General features: G+C 72.5%; 17 protein-coding genes. 12 read left to right on the plus strand and 5 right to left on the minus strand.

Features of this window, described 5'->3' with window-relative positions:
- Nucleotides 1–31: 31 nt before the first annotated feature.
- The 5 genes from AB0G74_RS17215 to aroQ all read left to right on the plus strand — a co-directional run bounded on the left by AB0G74_RS17215 (nucleotide 32) and on the right by aroQ (nucleotide 5,821).
- Nucleotides 32–1,588, plus strand: a complete 1,557-nt coding sequence (locus AB0G74_RS17215) for an alpha/beta hydrolase (protein ID WP_361146640.1) — start codon at nucleotides 32–34, stop codon at nucleotides 1,586–1,588.
- Nucleotides 1,589–1,663: 75 nt separating this feature from the next.
- Nucleotides 1,664–3,226, plus strand: coding sequence for an alpha/beta hydrolase (locus tag AB0G74_RS17220; protein ID WP_361146643.1), 1,563 nt, complete (start codon nucleotides 1,664–1,666; stop codon nucleotides 3,224–3,226).
- A 145-nt stretch (nucleotides 3,227–3,371) separates the two neighbouring features.
- A complete protein-coding gene (locus AB0G74_RS17225) occupies nucleotides 3,372–3,782 on the plus strand; it encodes a RidA family protein (protein ID WP_361146646.1) in 411 nt (136 codons plus the stop codon).
- A gap of 246 nt (nucleotides 3,783–4,028) precedes the next feature.
- Nucleotides 4,029–5,096 (plus strand): Clp protease N-terminal domain-containing protein, encoded by a 1,068-nt coding sequence (locus AB0G74_RS17230; RefSeq protein ID WP_361146649.1) that lies wholly within the window; start codon nucleotides 4,029–4,031, stop codon nucleotides 5,094–5,096.
- 56 nt (nucleotides 5,097–5,152) lie between these two features.
- Nucleotides 5,153–5,821: a gamma subclass chorismate mutase AroQ gene (aroQ, locus tag AB0G74_RS17235; protein ID WP_361146653.1), complete on the plus strand. Its 669-nt coding sequence runs from the start codon at nucleotides 5,153–5,155 to the stop codon at nucleotides 5,819–5,821.
- Nucleotides 5,822–6,454: 633 nt separating this feature from the next.
- Here aroQ and AB0G74_RS17240 read toward each other — a convergent pair.
- On the minus strand, nucleotides 6,455–7,864 hold the full coding sequence (locus tag AB0G74_RS17240) for a PTS transporter subunit EIIC (RefSeq protein WP_361146656.1): 1,410 nt from the start codon (nucleotides 7,862–7,864) through the stop codon (nucleotides 6,455–6,457).
- A gap of 412 nt (nucleotides 7,865–8,276) precedes the next feature.
- On the opposite strand from AB0G74_RS17240, the gene AB0G74_RS17245 reads away from it, so the two are divergent.
- Nucleotides 8,277–8,819 carry a GNAT family N-acetyltransferase gene (locus AB0G74_RS17245; RefSeq protein ID WP_361146659.1) on the plus strand — a complete coding sequence of 181 codons (543 nt, stop codon included), beginning with the start codon at nucleotides 8,277–8,279 and terminating at the stop codon, nucleotides 8,817–8,819.
- A 49-nt stretch (nucleotides 8,820–8,868) separates the two neighbouring features.
- Here the strand turns inward: AB0G74_RS17245 and AB0G74_RS17250 are convergent, their stop codons facing one another.
- Nucleotides 8,869–9,558 (minus strand): N-acetylmuramoyl-L-alanine amidase, encoded by a 690-nt coding sequence (locus AB0G74_RS17250; RefSeq protein WP_361146661.1) that lies wholly within the window; start codon nucleotides 9,556–9,558, stop codon nucleotides 8,869–8,871.
- A gap of 367 nt (nucleotides 9,559–9,925) precedes the next feature.
- Here AB0G74_RS17250 and AB0G74_RS17255 point away from each other — a divergent pair, with 367 nt between their 5' ends.
- Complete coding sequence (locus AB0G74_RS17255; protein ID WP_361146664.1) at nucleotides 9,926–10,264, plus strand: hypothetical protein; 339 nt, start codon at nucleotides 9,926–9,928, stop codon at nucleotides 10,262–10,264.
- An 11-nt stretch (nucleotides 10,265–10,275) separates the two neighbouring features.
- Nucleotides 10,276–10,524 (plus strand): hypothetical protein, encoded by a 249-nt coding sequence (locus AB0G74_RS17260; protein ID WP_361146668.1) that lies wholly within the window; start codon nucleotides 10,276–10,278, stop codon nucleotides 10,522–10,524.
- 19 nt (nucleotides 10,525–10,543) lie between these two features.
- On the opposite strand, the gene AB0G74_RS17265 is transcribed toward AB0G74_RS17260, so the two are convergent.
- Nucleotides 10,544–11,434 carry an SDR family NAD(P)-dependent oxidoreductase gene (locus tag AB0G74_RS17265; RefSeq protein ID WP_361146671.1) on the minus strand — a complete coding sequence of 297 codons (891 nt, stop codon included), beginning with the start codon at nucleotides 11,432–11,434 and terminating at the stop codon, nucleotides 10,544–10,546.
- Between the two features lie 123 nt (nucleotides 11,435–11,557).
- Between AB0G74_RS17265 and AB0G74_RS17270 the strand changes: the two genes are divergently transcribed.
- From AB0G74_RS17270 to AB0G74_RS17285, 4 genes are all read left to right on the plus strand, one after another.
- Nucleotides 11,558–12,163 (plus strand): helix-turn-helix domain-containing protein, encoded by a 606-nt coding sequence (locus AB0G74_RS17270; protein WP_361146674.1) that lies wholly within the window; start codon nucleotides 11,558–11,560, stop codon nucleotides 12,161–12,163.
- Between the two features lie 472 nt (nucleotides 12,164–12,635).
- Nucleotides 12,636–13,574, plus strand: coding sequence for an ROK family protein (locus tag AB0G74_RS17275; protein ID WP_361146677.1), 939 nt, complete (start codon nucleotides 12,636–12,638; stop codon nucleotides 13,572–13,574).
- Nucleotides 13,574–14,770 (plus strand): N-acetylglucosamine-6-phosphate deacetylase, encoded by a 1,197-nt coding sequence (gene nagA / locus AB0G74_RS17280; protein WP_361146681.1) that lies wholly within the window; start codon nucleotides 13,574–13,576, stop codon nucleotides 14,768–14,770. The genes AB0G74_RS17275 and nagA overlap by 1 nt, the downstream gene beginning before the upstream one ends.
- Nucleotides 14,771–15,048: 278 nt before the next feature.
- Nucleotides 15,049–15,798, plus strand: coding sequence for a hypothetical protein (locus AB0G74_RS17285; protein ID WP_361146684.1), 750 nt, complete (start codon nucleotides 15,049–15,051; stop codon nucleotides 15,796–15,798).
- Nucleotides 15,799–15,820: 22 nt separating this feature from the next.
- Here AB0G74_RS17285 and AB0G74_RS17290 read toward each other — a convergent pair whose 3' ends face one another.
- Together AB0G74_RS17290 and AB0G74_RS17295 are read right to left on the minus strand one after the other, a co-directional pair.
- Entirely contained in the window at nucleotides 15,821–16,723 is a 903-nt protein-coding gene (locus AB0G74_RS17290; protein WP_361146687.1) for a hypothetical protein, read from the minus strand.
- 82 nt (nucleotides 16,724–16,805) lie between these two features.
- On the minus strand, nucleotides 16,806–17,279 hold the full coding sequence (locus tag AB0G74_RS17295) for a hypothetical protein (RefSeq protein WP_361146690.1): 474 nt from the start codon (nucleotides 17,277–17,279) through the stop codon (nucleotides 16,806–16,808).
- Between the last annotated feature and the right edge of the window lie 17 nt (nucleotides 17,280–17,296).

The following is a 17,296-nucleotide window of genomic DNA, read 5'->3' on the forward strand; positions in this document are numbered from 1 at the left end:
GCGCCGTAGACCCCATGGAAGGAAACACCTCGTGCAGCTAAGACGACGTCCGCTACCACTCATCGCCGTCGGCGTGCTCGCCATGCTGACGCCGCTGCTCGGCGGCGCCCCGGCCAGTGCCGCCCCCGCCGCCCCCGCCGCCCCGGCGACCCCCGCCGCCGAGCAGGAGCCCCGGGGGCTCCACTGGCGGGACTGTCCCACCGCCGCCGCGCCCGACCTGCGGTGCGCGACGCTGAAGGTGCCGCTGGACTACAAGAACCCCCGCGGGAAGAAGATCGATGTCGAGATCTCCCGGATCCCGGCGACCGATCCGGCGCTCCGCCGGGGTGTGCTGCTCTTCAACCCCGGCGGGCCCGGCGGCCCCGGGCTCGACCTCCCCGGCGCGGCGCGCGAGCTGCTGCCGAAGGCCGTACTCGACCGGTACGACCTGATCGGCTTCGACCCGCGCGGCATCGGCCAATCCACGCCCGTGAGCTGCGGGCTGACGCCCGACGAGGCCGGGATCGAACGCCCCTACAAGAAGGAGACGTTCGCCCGCGACACCGCACTCGCCCGGTCCTTCGCGGAGAAGTGCCGGACCAGGTTCGGCGCCGGGCTGAAGCACTTCAACACCCGGAACACGGCCCGTGACATGGACTCCATCCGGGCCGCCCTCGGCGAGAAGAAGCTCAACTACTTCGGGATCTCGTACGGGACGTACCTCGGCGCCGTCTACACCCAGCTCTTCCCGGACCGCTCCGACCGCATCCTGCTCGACAGCGCCGTCGACCCCGCGCGGGTCTGGCAGGAGGACTTCCGGCTGTGGGCGCCGGAGACCGAGAAGGCGTTCCACCGGTGGACGCGCTGGGCCGCCGAACGCCACGCCCGCTACGGGCTGGGCCGGACCCCGAAGGCCGTCGCCGACACGTTCTGGGACCTGGTCCGCCGGGCCGAGCGGAAGCCGATCGAGGCCGAGGGGCGGCGCTACGACGGCGACACCATCCGCAGCTCGATGCGCCCGGCCTTCTTCATCAGGGCGAAGGCGAGCGAGTACCTGGTGGCCCTCAAGGAGGCGGCGGCCGGGAAGCCCGTCACCGGCGCCCCGCCCGTACATCCGGTCCCCGAGGACTTCGCCTCCGCCCTGTGGACCGTGACCTGCGGCGACGCCGACTGGCCGACGGATCCGAAGTCGTACGCCCGCCGAGCGGCCCGGGACAAGGTCCGTTATCCGGTCTTCGGGGACTTCGCCTCCAACATCACCCCGTGCGCCTTCTGGGACCGGGTCGCCGAACCCACCACGAAGGTCGACAACCGGGTCGGCGCGCTGATCCTGCACAACGAGTGGGACTCCCAGACCCCGCTGCCCGACGCGACCGGGCTCCGCGAGGCCATGAAGGGCGCCCGGCTGGTCCTCGTCGACGAGGGCGAGGGCCATGGCGTCTACGACTCCGGCGCCAGCAGTTGCGCCGTGCGGCACGCCGACACCTATCTCGTCACCGGCCGGCTGCCCGCGCAGGACACCCTGTGCAGGCCCGACCCGGGTGTCGCCGAGAACCCCGAGCGGCGGATCGGACCGCCGCTCCTCGCGCCCCGGACGGCACGCGGCTGACCCGCGGCGCCCTCGGGCCCCGCGCCCCTGACCGTCCGGTCCCGTAGAAACCCGATCCCCTGGAGAGGAACGTACGTGCGCGCACGACGATTCATACCCGTGGCCGCGGCGACCGCCGTGGCCACCCTCACCCCGCTGATCACCGCCACCGCCCCGGCGTCCGCCGCGTCTTCGGCCGGTACCGCGACGACGTCGGCGTCGGCGGCTCAGCAGCTCGACTGGAAGCGGTGCTCCGCCGACCAGCCCGCGAACTTCCAGTGCGCCACCCTGAAGGTGCCGCTGGACTACAAGAACCCCGGCGGCAAGAAGATCGACGTCGCGGTCTCCCGGATCGCCGCGGCCGACCCGGCGACCCGCCGGGGCGTCATGCTCTTCAACCCCGGCGGACCCGGCGGCTCCGGCCTCAACGACCCGCTGGACTGGGGCCAGCGACTGCCGAAGGACGTACTCGACCGCTACGACCTGATCGGCTTCGACCCGCGCGGGGTGGGCGCCAGCAACCCCGTGACCTGCGGTACGGCCCCGGCCGAGCGGAAGCTGTTCGACCCGTACAGCAAGGCGGCGTTCCCGGCGAGCGTCGCCTGGGCGAAGGGCTTCGCGGACAAGTGCCGGACCAAGTACGGCACCGACCTCCAGCACTTCACCACCCGGAACACCGCCCGTGACATGGACGCCATCCGGGCCGCCCTCGGCGAGAAGAAGATCAACTACATCGGGGTCTCGTACGGCACCTACCTCGGCGCCGTCTACACCCAGATGTTCCCGCACCGCTCCGACCGGATGGTGCTCGACAGCGCCGTCGATCCGAAGCTGGCCTGGCGCGACATGCTCAGGGCCTGGGCGAGCGGCGCGGAGCCCGCGTACGACCGCTGGCTGACCTGGGCGTCGAAGGAGAACGCCCGGCTCGGCTTCGGCTCCACGCCGCAGGCCGTGGCGAAGACCTTCTGGGACCTCGTCGCCCGGGCCGACCGGGAGCCGCTGCGGATCGGGGAGACCACCTTCGACGGCGCGCAGGTACGGCAGTTCATGCGACCGCTCTTCTTCTACAAGGAGGAAGGCGCCCAGATCCTGCAACTGTTCAAGGACGCGGCGGACGGCAAGCCCGTACCCCCGGCCCCCGATCTGACGATGCCGGACGCCGACATCTCCGCCTTCCACGCGGTGGCCTGCGGTGACGCGGCGGCCCCGAGGAACCCGGCGACCTACGCGCGGGACTCGGTCCGGGACGCGAAGCGGTACCCGGTCTTCGGCGACCACACCTCCAACATCACCCCGTGCGCGTTCTGGGACCGGCCCGCCGAGCCCACGACGAAGGTGAACAACTCGGTGAAGTCGCTGATCGTGCAGGCCGAATGGGACTCCCAGACGCCGCTGTTCACGGCGCAGGGCATGCACCGGGCGCTCAAGGGCTCCCGGATGGTCACCGTCGACGAGGGCGAGACGCACGGCGTCTACCGGTACGGCATCAGTGAGTGCGCGGACAACGTCACCACGAAGTACCTGGTCACGGGCGAGCTGCCGGGCAAGGACGTGACCTGTGCGGCGAACCCGTCGGCCGGTCCCGCCGCCAAGAAGCAGGGGCAGCAGCGGTGGCCGTCGCTCCCGGGGATCCCGAGGACCCCGGCGGACCGCTTCTGACCACCGCTTCAGACCGATTCTGACGCCTTCTGACGGCTCCCGACGCCTTCCCGCCGATTCGGTGGGAAGGCGTCTCCGCTCCCCGCGCGGCCCCTCCCGAAGAAAACGGAGTGCGTACATCCGTTCCGTTCCGGAGGATGGAGCCATGAGCGACAAGATCGAACGCGTCAATCCCGAAGGACTCCACTCCACCCCCGGCTACCACCACATCACCGTCGTCGAGGCGGGCCGTACCGCCTATCTTTCCGGGCAGTGCCCGCTCGACCTGTCCGGCGACGTCGTCGGCAAGGGCGATCTGAACGCCCAGATCGACCAGGTCGCGGCCAACGCGCTGACCGCGCTCGCCGCCGTGGGCGCGGGCCCCGAGCACGTCGTGCGCTCGGTGATCTACATCGTCACCCCGGACGAGGTGGTACTCGCCGAGGCGTGGGACCGGCTGAACGAGACCGGTCTCGCCGCCGCGTTCTCCACCGCGAGCACCCTGCTGGGCGTGGCGCAGCTGGGCTACCCCGGCCAGCTCGTCGAGGTGGACCTGACGGCGTCCCTGCCGGACTGACCCGTCCCGCGACCGGACCCGACCGGACCGGACCCCGACCACTCGACCGCCGAGCGGCCCCGACCCGTAGGTACGCGACGGATCCGGGCCGCTTCGTCATGCATGCGCCCGCCCGCGGCCCACCGGAACGACCTTCGTCGTCGGCGAGCACGACCAATGGCGGACGCGCCCCCTCCCCCGTACCGGCGAATCTTTACCCGGCACGACAAGCGGCGTACGGCGGCGAACGGCGGCGAGGAGGACGGCATGGAACGCGATCAGCAGCTCGACATCGGCTGGCGGGTGATCGGCATCCTCGGCGCCGCGTGGGGCGCGACGGACTCCGACACCATCGGTACCGAACACCTGCTGGCGGGCATCACCGACACCAAGAGCCCGGCCAAAGAGGCACTCGCCGCCGAGGGAGTGACCACGACCATGGTCGCGGCGGTGCTGCGCGAGCGCGGCGGCGAGGCGGGCGCCGGGGAGTGGGCCGGGGACGACGACGCCGAACACAGCGTGTCGTCGCTCGCCGTCGTCGGCGAGGACGGGGACGAGGACCGGCTGCTGACCGGTACCGCGAGCCGCGCCTTCGACCACGCCATCGAGCTGGCGGCGGCGGACGGCCGGACGGCGGACTCCGGTATCGGCAAGGTACTGCCCGAGCATCTGCTGCGGGGGCTGCTGAACGAGCCGGACGGCCGGTACGCCGAAGTGCTGGCGCTCTGCGGTACGACCCCGGGCGCGGTACGGGCCCGGCTCGACGGCGACGTACCGGACGACGGTACGGGCGGGACGGGGGAAGAAGGCGCGCCGGGTACGGGGGTCCCGGCGCGCCGCCTCGACCCGGCGCTCAACAGCACCCGGGAATTCCTGATCGGCCGCCGCCAGTACCCCATGAACCGGCTGCGGCGCTGGCTCCTGAGGGGCGTCAACTGGGCCAGCGCGCCCGCGCAGTGGGTCCACCACGAGACCTACGAGCAGGCCAGGTCGCTGAGCCACCGGCGGGTGGGCACCGAGCACGCCCTGCTGGCCGCGCTCGCCACCCACGAGGTCGCCGCCGCCCATCCACTGCTCGCCCGGGAAGGTGTGACCGGCGCCGACGTACGGCAGCTCGGCGGTGCGCGGCTGGCGGCCACGGGCCTCGACTACGCGACCGTACGGGCCGCTTTGGCGGCCGGTCCCGAGCTGGGTACGGACGCCGCACCCGTCAAGTCGTATCTGGAGAAGACACGTTCGGACGACGGAACCGGTCCCCTGGTGGAGTCCCTCCTGGAGGACGGGACCCGTGCCGGACGGCTCGTCCGGCTCCTGAGGGACACGGGCCCGCAGTGACCGACCGGCGACCGACCACCGCCGGGCACCGTCGAACCGAGGGAACCGACACCGCCATGTCCGACCGCGCCACCCGTACCCGTACCCGTACCGCCGCCGCCCGCCGGGGCTCCGTCCGGCTCGCTCTCTCCGCCGTCGTGGCGGCCGGGGCGCTGGCAGCGGGCACCGCCCCTGCGAGCGCCCGCCCGGCGGCGGCGCCCGTCCCGACCACGGCCTCCGCCTCCGTCCCGGCCTCGGCCTATGGGCAGTTGCTGACGCTGACCAGGCTCTCCGCCGAACGACTGGCCACCGCCGACCGGGTCGCGGCGGCCAAATGGGGCACCGACAGCCCCATCGACGACCCGGCCCGTGAGCAGATCGTCCTCGACTCCGTACGGCAGCAGGCGGAGGCCGCCGGAGCCGACCCGGAAGCCACGGTCGCGATCTTCCGCGACCAGATCGAGGCCAACAAGCTGGTCCAGCGGGAGCTGCACCGGCAGTGGACGGAGGACCCGTCGAAGGCGCCCACCGAACGCCCCGACCTGACCGAGATCCGCAAGGAGATCAACCGCGTCAACACCGAACTGGTACGCGCCGTAGCGGCATCGGACCGGGCCCGGTCCGCCCGCTCCTGCCTCGGCGCCCTGGCCGTGACCGCCGTACACGTACGCCACGAGAAGCAGCTCGACCGGCTGCACACCCTGGCCCTCGTACGGGCGGTCCCGTCGGTGTGCGCGAGCCGGTGACGAAGCTCCGTACCGGCGGATGACCCGCGTCACCCACCGTCCGACCGCGAACGGACGGCGGGCGCGACGCGACGACACACCGCCGGTACGGTTCACCGCTCACGCCCGCCGGAACCCGTCCGGCGTGCCGTCGGTCCACCCGCGCGGGGGGCGCGTGGACCGACGGCCCGCCGGCCCGAACCCGCGTTCCTCCGTATTCGCCGCTACCCGGGTCTCGCCCAATACTCGGGTCTCGCCCAGCGGCCTGGCGTAGTTCGCGGCCTGCGGACCGTGGGTGGCTGTTCGCGCAGTTCCGCCCCCTATGCCTTCGGCAATGGGGGGACCCCCAGCGCCTTGGCCCTCCGGCTGAGGCCCACAACCCGGGTCCCACCCGGCGGCCTGGTGTTGTTCGCGGTCCGCACCACCGTCGTGGCTGTTCGCGCAGTTCCCCGCGCCCCTGGTTGCCCTCCTGACCGCCCTCGGAAAAGTGACGGGCCCCTCTTCCAGGGGCGGGTGCCCCTTTTCAGGGGCCGTGCCGGGGAGAGCTTTTAGGGGCGCGGGGAACTGCGCGACAAGCCACCTGCGGCCCGCAGGCCGCGAACAACACCAGGCCGCCGGGCGCGGCCCGGGAGGGCCAAGGCGCTTGGGGGCGCGTCAGCGCGTGGTGGTGCGGGGGGTGACGGGGGGCGGCGCGTCCCGTCCCGCCGGGGCCCGGTCGTGTTCCGTGAGCATGTCGTGGGTGAAGCCGAACCAGTACGTCGCGGCGAAGCCGACCGCGTAGCCCGTCAGCAGTCCGCCCCCGTACACCGCCGCCGTCGCCCACATGCCGCCGTCGCCGCTGAGCAGGGGGAAGAGGGCCCATCCCGAGGGGCCGATGGCGGTCGCGCCGACCCGGTCGCCGAGCATCGCGCAGGCGCCGACGAAGCCGCCGCCGAACGCGCCGCCGACGCAGGCCGTCACGAACGGGCGGCCCAGCGGGAGGGAGACCCCGTAGATCAGGGGTTCGCCGACGCCGAGGAGTCCGGCGGGGAGGGCGGAGCGGACGGTGCCGCGTACCACCGGGTTGCGGGGCAGCCGCGCGTACACCGCCACCGCCGCGCCGACCTGGCCCGCGCCCGCCATCGCGAGCATCGGCAGCAGGACGGTCGCGCCCTGCTGCTCGATGAGGGTGGCGTGGACGGGGATGAGGGCCTGGTGGAGTCCGAGCATGACCAGGGGCAGGAAGAGTCCGCCGAGGACGAATCCGGCGACGGCTCCGCCCGCCGCCAGCAGCCGGTCGGTGGCGGCGCCGACGGCCGCGGCGACCTCTCCGGCGGCGTACATGAGTCCGTAGAGGGTGGCGAGCCCGGCGGCGACGACGGTGACGGCCGGGGTGACGAGGACGTCGAGCGCGGCGGGCACCCGGCCCCGGCAGAACCGCTCGACGGCGACGGCGACCAGCGCGGCGCCGAGCGCGCCCAAGACACCGCCCTGCCCGGGGTGGAGCCGTTCGCCGAAGACCTCGATCCGCTCGACGCCGGGGAAGACGACGACGGCGGCGACGGCGCCCCCGAGTACGGGCGTGCCGCCGAACTCGCGGGCGGTGTTGTAGCCGACGAAGACGGCGATCAGGGCCATGAAGCCGCCGGAGATCGCGGCGAGGGCGGGGGTGAGCCCGGGGGCGACTCCGAGGTTGGCGAGGACGCCCGTGATCCCGGCGACGATTCCGCAGCCGATGAGGGCGGGGATCAGCGGTACGAAGACATTCGCCACCCGCCGCAGGACGGCCTTGACCCCGCCGGGTCGGGCGCCCGGCGGGTCCGCCGCGATCAACTCCTCGAACGCGGCGGTCACCCGGTCGACGACCCCGGGCCCGAGGACGATCTGGTACGCGTCCCCGTCCGCCACGACCCCCAGGACGGCGGGGTGCCCGTACAGTTCGTCCCGCCGTACGGCGCCCGGGTCGGCGAGCCGCAGCCGCAGCCGGGTCATGCAGTGCGCGACCTCGTGTACGTTCCCGGCGCCGCCGACGTACTCCAGCAGGGCGCGGGCGGTCTCCCGGGCGTCAGGCCCCTGTCCGGTCATGGGTGGATATGTACCCCGGTCGCGGCCGGACCGCCCGCTCCGGCCGCCGGGTTCACCGAAGTGACGGCATGTCCGCCCCGGGGCATGTCCGCCGTGGTGCGTCCGCCGGCCGTTCCCGAGCCGTACGAGCCCTGCCCGGCCGTCCGGGTGACGATCCGTCGGCCCCCGCGCCGCGTTACCCAACCACCGGCGGCATGCGGTATGATCTTCACAGAAGACGCGCCGGGGAAACCCGGAGAAGCGGATCGCGCGTTGGTGGTCCAAGGAAAGACACCCCACTTCCCGTGGGGGGATGCAGGTGCAAGGCCTGCCCAGCGCTCAACGAGAAGGCCCCGTTCTCCGCCAGGAGACCGGGGCCTTCTGCCGTGCCGCCCGCGTACGTGTCCCGACCGGCATCCCGGAGGTCCGCCGCATGACCATGGCCCGCGCCGCCGAACTCCGTACCTTCACCGCCCTCGAAGCCGTCCGCGACGATCTCTTCGAGGTCTACGCCGATGTCCGCGCCCCGCTCCTCCATCTGCCCAACTACTCGCTCGCCGCGTTCGGCGAGCGACTGGACCGGCACGGCGCCGATCCCGGGTTCACGGCCGTACTCGGCTACGCCGACGGCCACCCGGTCGGCTACGCCTACGGCAACACCATCGGCCCCGGCCACCGGCACTGGCAGCGCACCACCCCGGAACCGTCCGAGCGGTACACCGGCCGTCCGGCCCTGGCACTGCGGGAGTTCGGGGTCCGGGCCGCCTGGCGGAAGACCGGTACGGCGCGCCGGCTGCACGACGCGCTGCTCGACACCGCCCGGGACGAGACGTATGTGACGCTCATGGTCAATCCGGCCGCCGGGGACGGCCGGGTCCACGCGCTCTACCGGTCGTGGGGGTACGAGGACATCGGCCGGAGCCGGGCGTCGGCCGACGCGCCGGAACTCGCCGTGATGATCAGGGCCATCCGCTGACCGGGTCCGGGCCGGGGCGGGGCGGGGCGGGGCATCGGCGGTCGCCTCGTCATACCCGCAGGGCCCGGCGGACCCGGTCCATCACGGCCGCGCGCTGGGCCGAACGCGCGGTGCCGGGGCAGGCGTGGCCGCCCCAGGCCGCGCCGCCCATGGAGTGGGTGCCCAGGCCGGCGCCTTCCGGGGAGTCCGTGACCTCGACGGGCCAGCCGTGGACCCGGACTCCCCAGGTGTAGACCCGGGCGACCGCCTCGACCTGGGGGCCGGTGAGGGGGTTCCGGGCGAAGCCGGAGGTCTCGATCGACGCCCAGGCCGCGTTGCCCGCGCGCTGGGTCCAGGCCCGGTCGTGGATCGAGACGTACTGCTCTATCTCGCCCGCCTGGGAGACCCAGAAGTGGGCCGAACTGCGGTACGCGGGGGTGGAGAACCGTTCGAAGAGGGATCCCTCGCCCTCCTGGACGTGCAGGATCAGTCCCCGCTGGGCGGTCCGGCCCTCCGGGGTGAAGTTCCCGGCGATCGGCTTCCGGGCGGCGCCGTCCATCCAGCCGGGAGGCCGGGGCGGTGGCGCGGCCGAGGCCAGCAGGGGGCGGGGGGCGTCCCGGGACGGCGGGGACTCGGCGGACGGGCGCGGTGTCGTCCGGCCCGTCGTGAGGAGGACGGCCGCCGAGACGGGCGCCAGGACGAGTCCGCCGCCGAGGGCGAGCAGTCCGCGCCGCGTCGGGCGCCGGTGCGCCGGGCTCACGGGCGGCCCGGACGGGCGTCGGGCGTGGTCCCACCGGGTTTCCAGGAGTTCGGCATGGCGACGAGGGTGACCCGGCAACGTGATCGGCTCTGTACGGGGATGTGATGGGAAGGCAACACCGGGCCGCCCGGGCGCGCCACGGGCGCCCCGCGCCACCGCCGTCGTCCCGCCCCCGCGCCGCCGTCGTCCCGCCCCCGCGCCACGTCCCGCGCCCCTTCCCCCGCCCGCGTGCGGCCCGCTCCCGGCGCGCCTACGGTGAAAAGGGGAGTGCCCGGACCCGCCGGAACCGTCAGGAACACCGGGAACACCGGGAACATTGGGAACGGCGGGACGCAGCTCATCGCCCACCGTCTGGAGGCGCGTCACCGTGGCAACGATCTCCTTCCTCGGGCCGTATCTCCTGGATATGAAGTCCCTGATCGGACCTCAGTGCCTGCCGACCGGGGGTGCGAAGACCATCACCGTCGGACCGTTCGAGCCGTTCGACGGGACCATCACGGCAACCGCCCACCCCGGGACGGAGGCGCCCGAGGGATACGGCCACAACCGGACGGCCGTCTGGGCTCAGGAGACGTACCTCCAGAAGATTCCGCACGTCCAGGGCGACCTGATCTTTTTCGAGTACGTGCTGTGGGTGACGCTCACCAATGTCGGTGAGCCCACGGTCCGGTACGTGACCCTCTGGGTCTCCCTGACCAAGGTGTGAAGGGGTGTCCGATGCTGCTGACCGTCGTACACGACCAGGAGGGCGCCATCGTGGGCGCCGTCGCCCATCCGCCGGGCACGCCGCCCGCCAATCCGCCGCTCGGGCCGGGGCAGAGCGCCACCGAGGTCGACGTTCCGGAGCTGGCGGTGGAAGGCGACCCGGCGGCGGCGTACGAGCGGATAGCGCTGGTCGTCGAGGAGTACCGGATCGACACGGGCGCGGGCGACGATGCCGGGGCCGCCCGGCTGGTCAGAAAGTAGTACCGCGCGCCGGGCCCGTTCAGCCCCGTGCCCCGGGCACCGTCTCCAGCAGATCGCGGGTGAGGCAGTGCAGGCGGAGGGCCGCGTCGCGGTCGAAGGCGGGCCGGTCGGTCCTGATCCGGCGGTCGCCGCGGTACGCCGTGAACGGCTCGACGGGCGGGTCGTCGACCAGCCCGGTCATCGGCGGCAGCGCCCGGTCCACCGGGGTCGCCAGGACCTTGAACGGCGCCTTCGTCAGGGTCCGCAGTACGCCCGGCAGATGGTCGGGCATGCCGGTGGCGACGACCCCCGGGTTGTAGGTGACGTAGCGGACCGGGCCGCTCCGTCCGTAGAGCTCGGCGAAGGAGACACCGAGCAGATCGTTGGCGCGGAAGGACTGGAGCACGGCCCGGGTGCCGGAGTAGCGGCGGGTGAGCTGGAGGTCGTCCCAGTGGATCCGGCCCAGGGGTACGCCGGGGGTGGCGACGTTCAGTACGACCGGCCGGGGCGATGCCTCCAGGGACGTACGCAGCCCGTGGCCGAGGACGTAACGGCTCAGATAGGAGAGCGCGAAGCTGTGCTCGAAGCCCTCGGGGGTGAGGGCGCGGGGGCCGGTGAGCCGGTAGCGCTGGGCGCAGAGGATCAGCGCGTCGACGGGTCCGTGGTCGGCGGCGATCCGGGTGGCGAGTCGGCGGGCGGCGGCGACGGAGGTCAGATCGGCGCGGAGGAAGACGGCCCGGTCCGCCGCCGGGCCCGCCTCCGCCAGCAGGGCCTCGCCCTTCGCGGGGGTGCTGCCGACGGCGACGACCCGGGCGCCGCGCCGTAAGTAGTGCAGGGCGAGTCCCTTGCCCAGTCCGTCCGTACCCCCTGTGACGACCACGGTCCGCATGCCGACTCCCCACCGATCCGGATAGAAGTTATCCGCTTTCATGGAGCCACCGTAACATCGAAGCGGATAAGGTTTATCCACTTCACGTGATCGGTGCACGCCATCGGTGCACGCGATCGGTTCACCCGACCGATTCGACCGCTCGACCGAGGGAAAGGCGCGGGAATGGACGGAGCACGGCCCACAGCGGAGGCCCGGCCGCTGCGGCGGGACGCCGAACGGAACCGGCGGCTGATCGTCGACGCGGGCCGGGAGGTCTTCGCGGCCCGCGGACTCGCGGCCACCCTGAACGACGTGGCCCATCACGCGGGGGTCGGCGTCGGCACGGTCTACCGGAAGTTCCCCGACAAGCAGTCCCTCGCGGACGCCGTGTTCGCCGGTGAACTCGACGAGATCGCGGCCCTCGCCGCCCGGGCCGCCGCCGAGGACGACGCCTTCGCCGCGTTCGGCGACTTCCTCGCCCGCTCCTTCGCCCGCGCGGCGACCAATCGCGGCCTGCGGGAACTGATGCGCGGCGGCGGTACGGGCGCGGCCGGTGTCGCCCGCGCCCGGACGGAGATCGCGGCCCACTGCACGGCCCTCGTCGCCCGCGCCCACGCCCAGGGCACCCTGCGGAAGGACGTCACGGCGGCGGACATCCCGTCGATCGCGGCGATGCTGGACGCGGTGATGCCGCCGCCCGACGCCCCGCCGTCGGAGAACCCGCCGCCGGAGACCTGGCGGCGCTGGCTGGCGATCCTGCTGGACGGGCTGAGGGCGCCGGACCAATAAACACCGAGCACTCGGCGCCGAGCACCGGGCCGGGCGGGGTGCGGGGGTCCCGCACGGGCGCAGGGCCGTACGGCTCCGGAGTCGCAGGGGGCACGGAGCCGTACGGCGCGGCGCATCGGCGTGGAGCCGTACCCGTACGCGTACCCGTACGGCCCCGGAAGCCGTGGCGGTACGGAACCGGGACCGGGACCCGCGCGCCCCGCCCTCGCCCGGCGGAGCGCTCCCGCGCGATTCCTCGCGCCCCCACGGGCCCCGAAGCGCCCCCCTCAGCCGAAAGCGCTTACTGAACCAGCACCCTTCACCCCCACTCCCTCCCCCATCGGAACACTCCCCTCCGGGGCCGTCCACAAGCGGATTGGCCAGACTTGATGCGATATATCCCGTCGAATCTCCGGCCCATCATTTGTATGACTCCGCAACAATTAGATGTAGTGGACTAGACCTATCCCCGGTCGCCAGCCAAACTATGGGCGTGAGACATGTCATCGCCCTCGATGTGGGCGGCACCGGTATGAAAGCCGCCCTCGTCGGGGTGGACGGCACGCTCCTGTACGAGGACCGGCGGGCGACGGGGCGCGAGCGCGGAGCCGACGCCGTCGTGCAGTCGATCCTCGACTTCGCCGAGGAGCTCTTCGACTACGGAGTCACCCACTTCGGACGCGGCGCCCTGGCCGCCGGGGTCGCCGTGCCCGGGATCGTCGACTCCGAGCGGGGGATCGCGGTCTACGCGACCAACCTCGGCTGGCGCGACGTACCCATGCGGGACCTGATCAGCCGCAGGCTGCGCGGGATCCCGGTGGCCCTCGGGCACGACGTCAGGACCGGCGGCTTCGCCGAAGGGCGGATCGGGGCCGGGAAGGGCGACGACCGGTTCCTGTTCGTACCACTCGGTACGGGCATCGCGGGCGCCATCGGCATCGAGGGCTCCATCGAGGCCGGGGCCCACGGCTACGCGGGCGAGATCGGCCATGTCGTCGTCCGGCCCGACGGACCCGACTGCGGCTGCGGTCAGCGCGGCTGTCTGGAGACCCTGGCCTCCGCCGCCGCGGTGACACGTGCCTGGGCCGAGGCCAGCGGAGACCCGTACGCGGACGCCGCCGACTGCGCCAAGGCCGTCGAGTCCGGCGACCCCCGGGCGATCGCCGTCTGGCGGGACGCCGTGGACGCGCTGGCCGCCGGACTGGTCACGGCGCTCACCCTGCTGGACCCACGGACCCTGATCATCGGTGGCGGACTCGCCGAGGCCGGGGAAACGTTGTTCACACCACTCAGGGCCGCCGTCGAGGAGCGCGTCACGTTCCAGAAGCTGCCCGCCATCGTCCCGGCCGCCCTCGGTGACACCGCCGCCTGTCTGGGCGCCGGACTGCTCGCCTGGGATCTGATCGCCACCGACTCGGAGGTAACCGCCTAATGGCCGCAAGCGCCGCACTCGCCCACAGCGCAGCGGGCGCCGCCCGCGCCGACAGCACGATCCTCACCGGAGCCAGGGTCGTCCTGCCGGGCGGGACGGTCGAGAACGGGACCGTGACCGTCGACGGTACGAAGATCTCCGCGGCCGGGGCGGCCCCCGCGCCCGACGGCGCGCCCACCATCGACCTCACCGGGCACTGGATCGTCCCCGGCTTCGTCGACCTCCACAACCACGGCGGCGGCGGCGCCTCCTTCACCTCCGGCACCGCCGACGAGGTACTCACCGGCGTCCGCACCCACCGCGAGCACGGCTCGACCACCGTCGTCGCGTCCCTGGTCACCGCCGACGCGGGCTTCCTCGCCCGGCGCGCGACCGAGCTGTCCGAACTCGTCCAGCAGGGCGACCTCGCGGGCCTCCACTTCGAAGGCCCGTTCATCTCCCCCTGCCGCAAGGGCGCCCACAGCGAAGAGCTGCTGCGCGACCCCGACCCGGCCGAGGTCCGCAAGCTGATCGACGCCGCCCGGGGCACGGCGAAGATGGTCACCCTCGCCACCGAGCTGCCCGGCGGCATCGACTCCGTACGGCTGCTCGCCGAACACGGCGTGATCGCCGCGATCGGCCACACCGACGCCACGTACGAGCAGACCGTCGAAGCCGTCGACGCGGGCGCCACCGTCGCCACCCACCTCTTCAACGCCATGCCGCCGCTCGGCCACCGCGCGCCCGGCCCGATCGCGGCGCTGCTGGAGGACGAGCGGGTCACCGTCGAACTCATCAACGACGGTACGCACCTCCACCCGGCCGCCCTCGAACTCGCCTTCCACCGCGCGGGCGCCGGGCGGGTCGCCTTCATCACCGACGCCATGGACGCGGCGGGCTTCAAGGACGGCCTCTACCAGCTCGGCCCGCTGGCCGTCGATGTCACCAACGGCGTCGCCCGGCTGGTCGAGGGCGGCTCCATCGCGGGCTCGACCCTGACCCTGGACACCGCGTTCCGCCGGGCCGCGACCGTCGACCTGCTGCCGGTCGAGGACATCGTCCGGGCCATCTCGGTCAACCCGGCGAGACTCCTCGGCCTCTACGACCGGATCGGATCGCTGGAGCCGGGCAAGGACGCCGACCTGGTGATCCTCGACGCCGACTTCACCCTCAAGGGCGTCATGCGGCGCGGCGAATGGGTCGTCGAGCCGAAGTAACGCGCCTGCAAACGCACGCCGCACGGGCCCGGGACGTCGTCCCGGGCCCGTGCGCGTCCGGTGCGCCACTTGTGATCCGGCGCCGAACCAGCACGCATTCCGTGCCAATGTGCGCGCGATAGCCGGACGGGCCCCTACGGGGGCCGCGCGCTGCCTAGCATGAGCCGGCGCGGGATCTTCGACTCCCCCGGTGACACGGCCACTCGGGCGGACGGAATCGGCGGGAGCGTTCCCGCGTTCGTCCCATCCCGATCCGAGAAGCCAGAGGAATCGAAGAGATGAAGTCGAGAATCTCCGTCGTCGGCGCCGTCGTCGCGGCGTTCCTGATCTTGCTGACCGCCAACCCGGCGGTGGCCGCCGGACGCCCGCTGGAGGGCAACGGCTGGAAGCTGATGGCCCATCACCGCGTCACCAGCATCGCGCCCGGCTCCGTCTTCACCATCACCTTCACCTCGACGGCGCTCAAGACCAAGTACACCCCGTTCCTCACCCGCTCGCTCGCCCAGCTCCAGGCCGAAGGCGTGAACATATCCATCGGCGGTGTCACCAACGTCGCCCCCGAGCTGTGCCCGCCCCAGGGCACGATCCAGTTCGCCGAGATCTACCGCCCGCTGGGCGAGCCCGGCGCGTCCCGCGCCCTGGCCTGCTGGACCGGCGACAACGCGGCCCGGGGCGGCCACGTCCAGATGAACTCGGAGTACTGGACAGGCTGGTACCTGCCCGAGTACATGCTGCACAACGTCTTCCCGCACGAACTGCTCCATGTCCTCGGGCTGTACCACCCCAACAAGGACCTCAACGGCGACGGCACCGTGGCGGCGCACGAGTGCGTGGCGACCTCGTACGGCAACAAGCCCGTCATGTGCGCGCCCAACGGCGGCTACACCACGACCACCAACCAGGGCAAGCTGGTCGGCTTCGACCTGGCGGGTGTACGACAGCTCATCGCCAACGGCTCGATCCCCTCGACCGCCGCGAAGCACGTCGGCGGCCCCTCCGACGGCGGAATGAGCGCACCGATCGGCTGACCCGGCGGCCGGTCGTGACCGGTCACGACCGGCCGAGGATCTTTCGCGCGAGCGCGAGCTGAGCGGTCCGGTCCTCGGCCAGGTCCCGGAAGAGGGCCGGGTTCTTCCGGACGGCGGCGTTCTGCACCTCCTGGTCGACCCGGATCCAGGTGGTGAGGAAGCCGGTCTCCCGCTTGCACCGCACATCGGCGACGGCGACGGCCCGCTCCCGGGCAATGGGCCGTTTCGACTTGCCCCAGGCCGGGTCGCCGAGCGCCTGGTAGGAGTCGGTATAGGTGTGGCCCGCCTTCTTCATACAGGCGCTCCACCGCTTGTCGGCTGCGGAGACGCGCGGATCTCGGCGGGCCACGTCGAAGGTCTGTGCCGAATGCCCGGCCAGCAGGGACATCTGGTCGCGTTCGACGCCACGGAACATCCGCTCATCGGCCTTCTTCCAACAGCCCCCGGTCGAACTGTTGGGCCCGAACGCGGCATTTCGCTCCCGGAGCGGAAGGTCGGCGCGGTCGGCGTATACGGCCTCCAATCGCTTGCGGGCCGGGGAGAGCGGCGGCAGATGATAGCCGTAGCGGGCGGCGACACCCGGATCGGCGAGCCCGTAGCGACGATCGTGCGGGCCTTCGGTATCCGACCGGGTGAGCACGGGCAACGGCGTCCAGGACAGACCCGACTCGCGCATGCAGTCGCCGAGCAGCCGGTCCTTGGCCTGCTCGATGACTTGGTTCTCGTACGGAGTCGTCTCATAGGTGTCGAACGGAAGTACCAGGGTCGAGATGTCCACCCGGCTCGCGGGTACGGCGGGGTCTGGCGTGGGGCGCGGCGCGGCGGACGGCCGGTCACCGGGGGCGAGCGCGACGAGAAGGGCGATGGCCACCGCGACGGCGACCGCGGACGAGGCGAGGAGAGTGATACGGCGGGCGCGGTTCACCGGAGCCCTTTCGGGGTGAGCGGTCACGGCACGGCGGGGTGCCCCGGCCCGAACGCGCCGGGGCACCTGTTGAGGGTCGGGCCTACTGGAACTTGATGCAGCTGAACGTGTTGTTGAAGTTCTTCCCACCCCAGGGCCGCAAATCCAGGGTCCAATACGCCTCACCACCGAGAACGGGGAAGGGGTCGCCGCCGCAGGATCCGGTCCTGCTACCGATGGTGTACGCGACCACAGTACGAGTCCCGTAGTTCGCGGCGGAGTTGGCGCCGTTGTCGACCGGGATGTTGGTGCCATTCCAGTAGTTGTCGCCCAGCCAGTGGTTATCGGCGGTGAAATGGACCGTATGACCGCTATAGCTCTCACTGCCCCAGAGGTGGAACGGGCCCGCCTGCGCCGATACCGGCGCGCTGACCGCCGCCGCCGGAGCGGAGACGCCGTCGGCCCCGCCGGACTTGTCGGCCGCGACGGCCGAACCCGCCGTGGCGACTCCCATTCCCATGACCGCCAGAAGTGCGGCAGCCGTCGTGGCCTTCCTGGCCGCTATGCGATTCACCATGATCTCCTTATGAGTTC

Source organism: Streptomyces sp. NPDC020875 (genome assembly GCF_040641415.1).
Taxonomy (GTDB): Bacteria; Actinomycetota; Actinomycetes; order Streptomycetales; family Streptomycetaceae; genus Streptomyces.

Coding starts and splice junctions, on each gene's coding strand:
- AB0G74_RS17270 (WP_361146674.1), top strand. CDS start 11,558: ATGGACGGAGCACGGCCCACAGCGGAGGCCCGGCCGCTGCGGCGGGAC.
- AB0G74_RS17295 (WP_361146690.1), bottom strand. CDS start 17,279: ATGGTGAATCGCATAGCGGCCAGGAAGGCCACGACGGCTGCCGCACTT.
- AB0G74_RS17245 (WP_361146659.1), top strand. CDS start 8,277: ATGACCATGGCCCGCGCCGCCGAACTCCGTACCTTCACCGCCCTCGAA.
- AB0G74_RS17260 (WP_361146668.1), top strand. CDS start 10,276: ATGCTGCTGACCGTCGTACACGACCAGGAGGGCGCCATCGTGGGCGCC.
- AB0G74_RS17265 (WP_361146671.1), bottom strand. CDS start 11,434: ATGAAAGCGGATAACTTCTATCCGGATCGGTGGGGAGTCGGCATGCGG.
- aroQ (WP_361146653.1), top strand. CDS start 5,153: ATGTCCGACCGCGCCACCCGTACCCGTACCCGTACCGCCGCCGCCCGC.
- nagA (WP_361146681.1), top strand. CDS start 13,574: ATGGCCGCAAGCGCCGCACTCGCCCACAGCGCAGCGGGCGCCGCCCGC.
- AB0G74_RS17285 (WP_361146684.1), top strand. CDS start 15,049: ATGAAGTCGAGAATCTCCGTCGTCGGCGCCGTCGTCGCGGCGTTCCTG.
- AB0G74_RS17230 (WP_361146649.1), top strand. CDS start 4,029: ATGGAACGCGATCAGCAGCTCGACATCGGCTGGCGGGTGATCGGCATC.
- AB0G74_RS17225 (WP_361146646.1), top strand. CDS start 3,372: ATGAGCGACAAGATCGAACGCGTCAATCCCGAAGGACTCCACTCCACC.
- AB0G74_RS17240 (WP_361146656.1), bottom strand. CDS start 7,864: ATGACCGGACAGGGGCCTGACGCCCGGGAGACCGCCCGCGCCCTGCTG.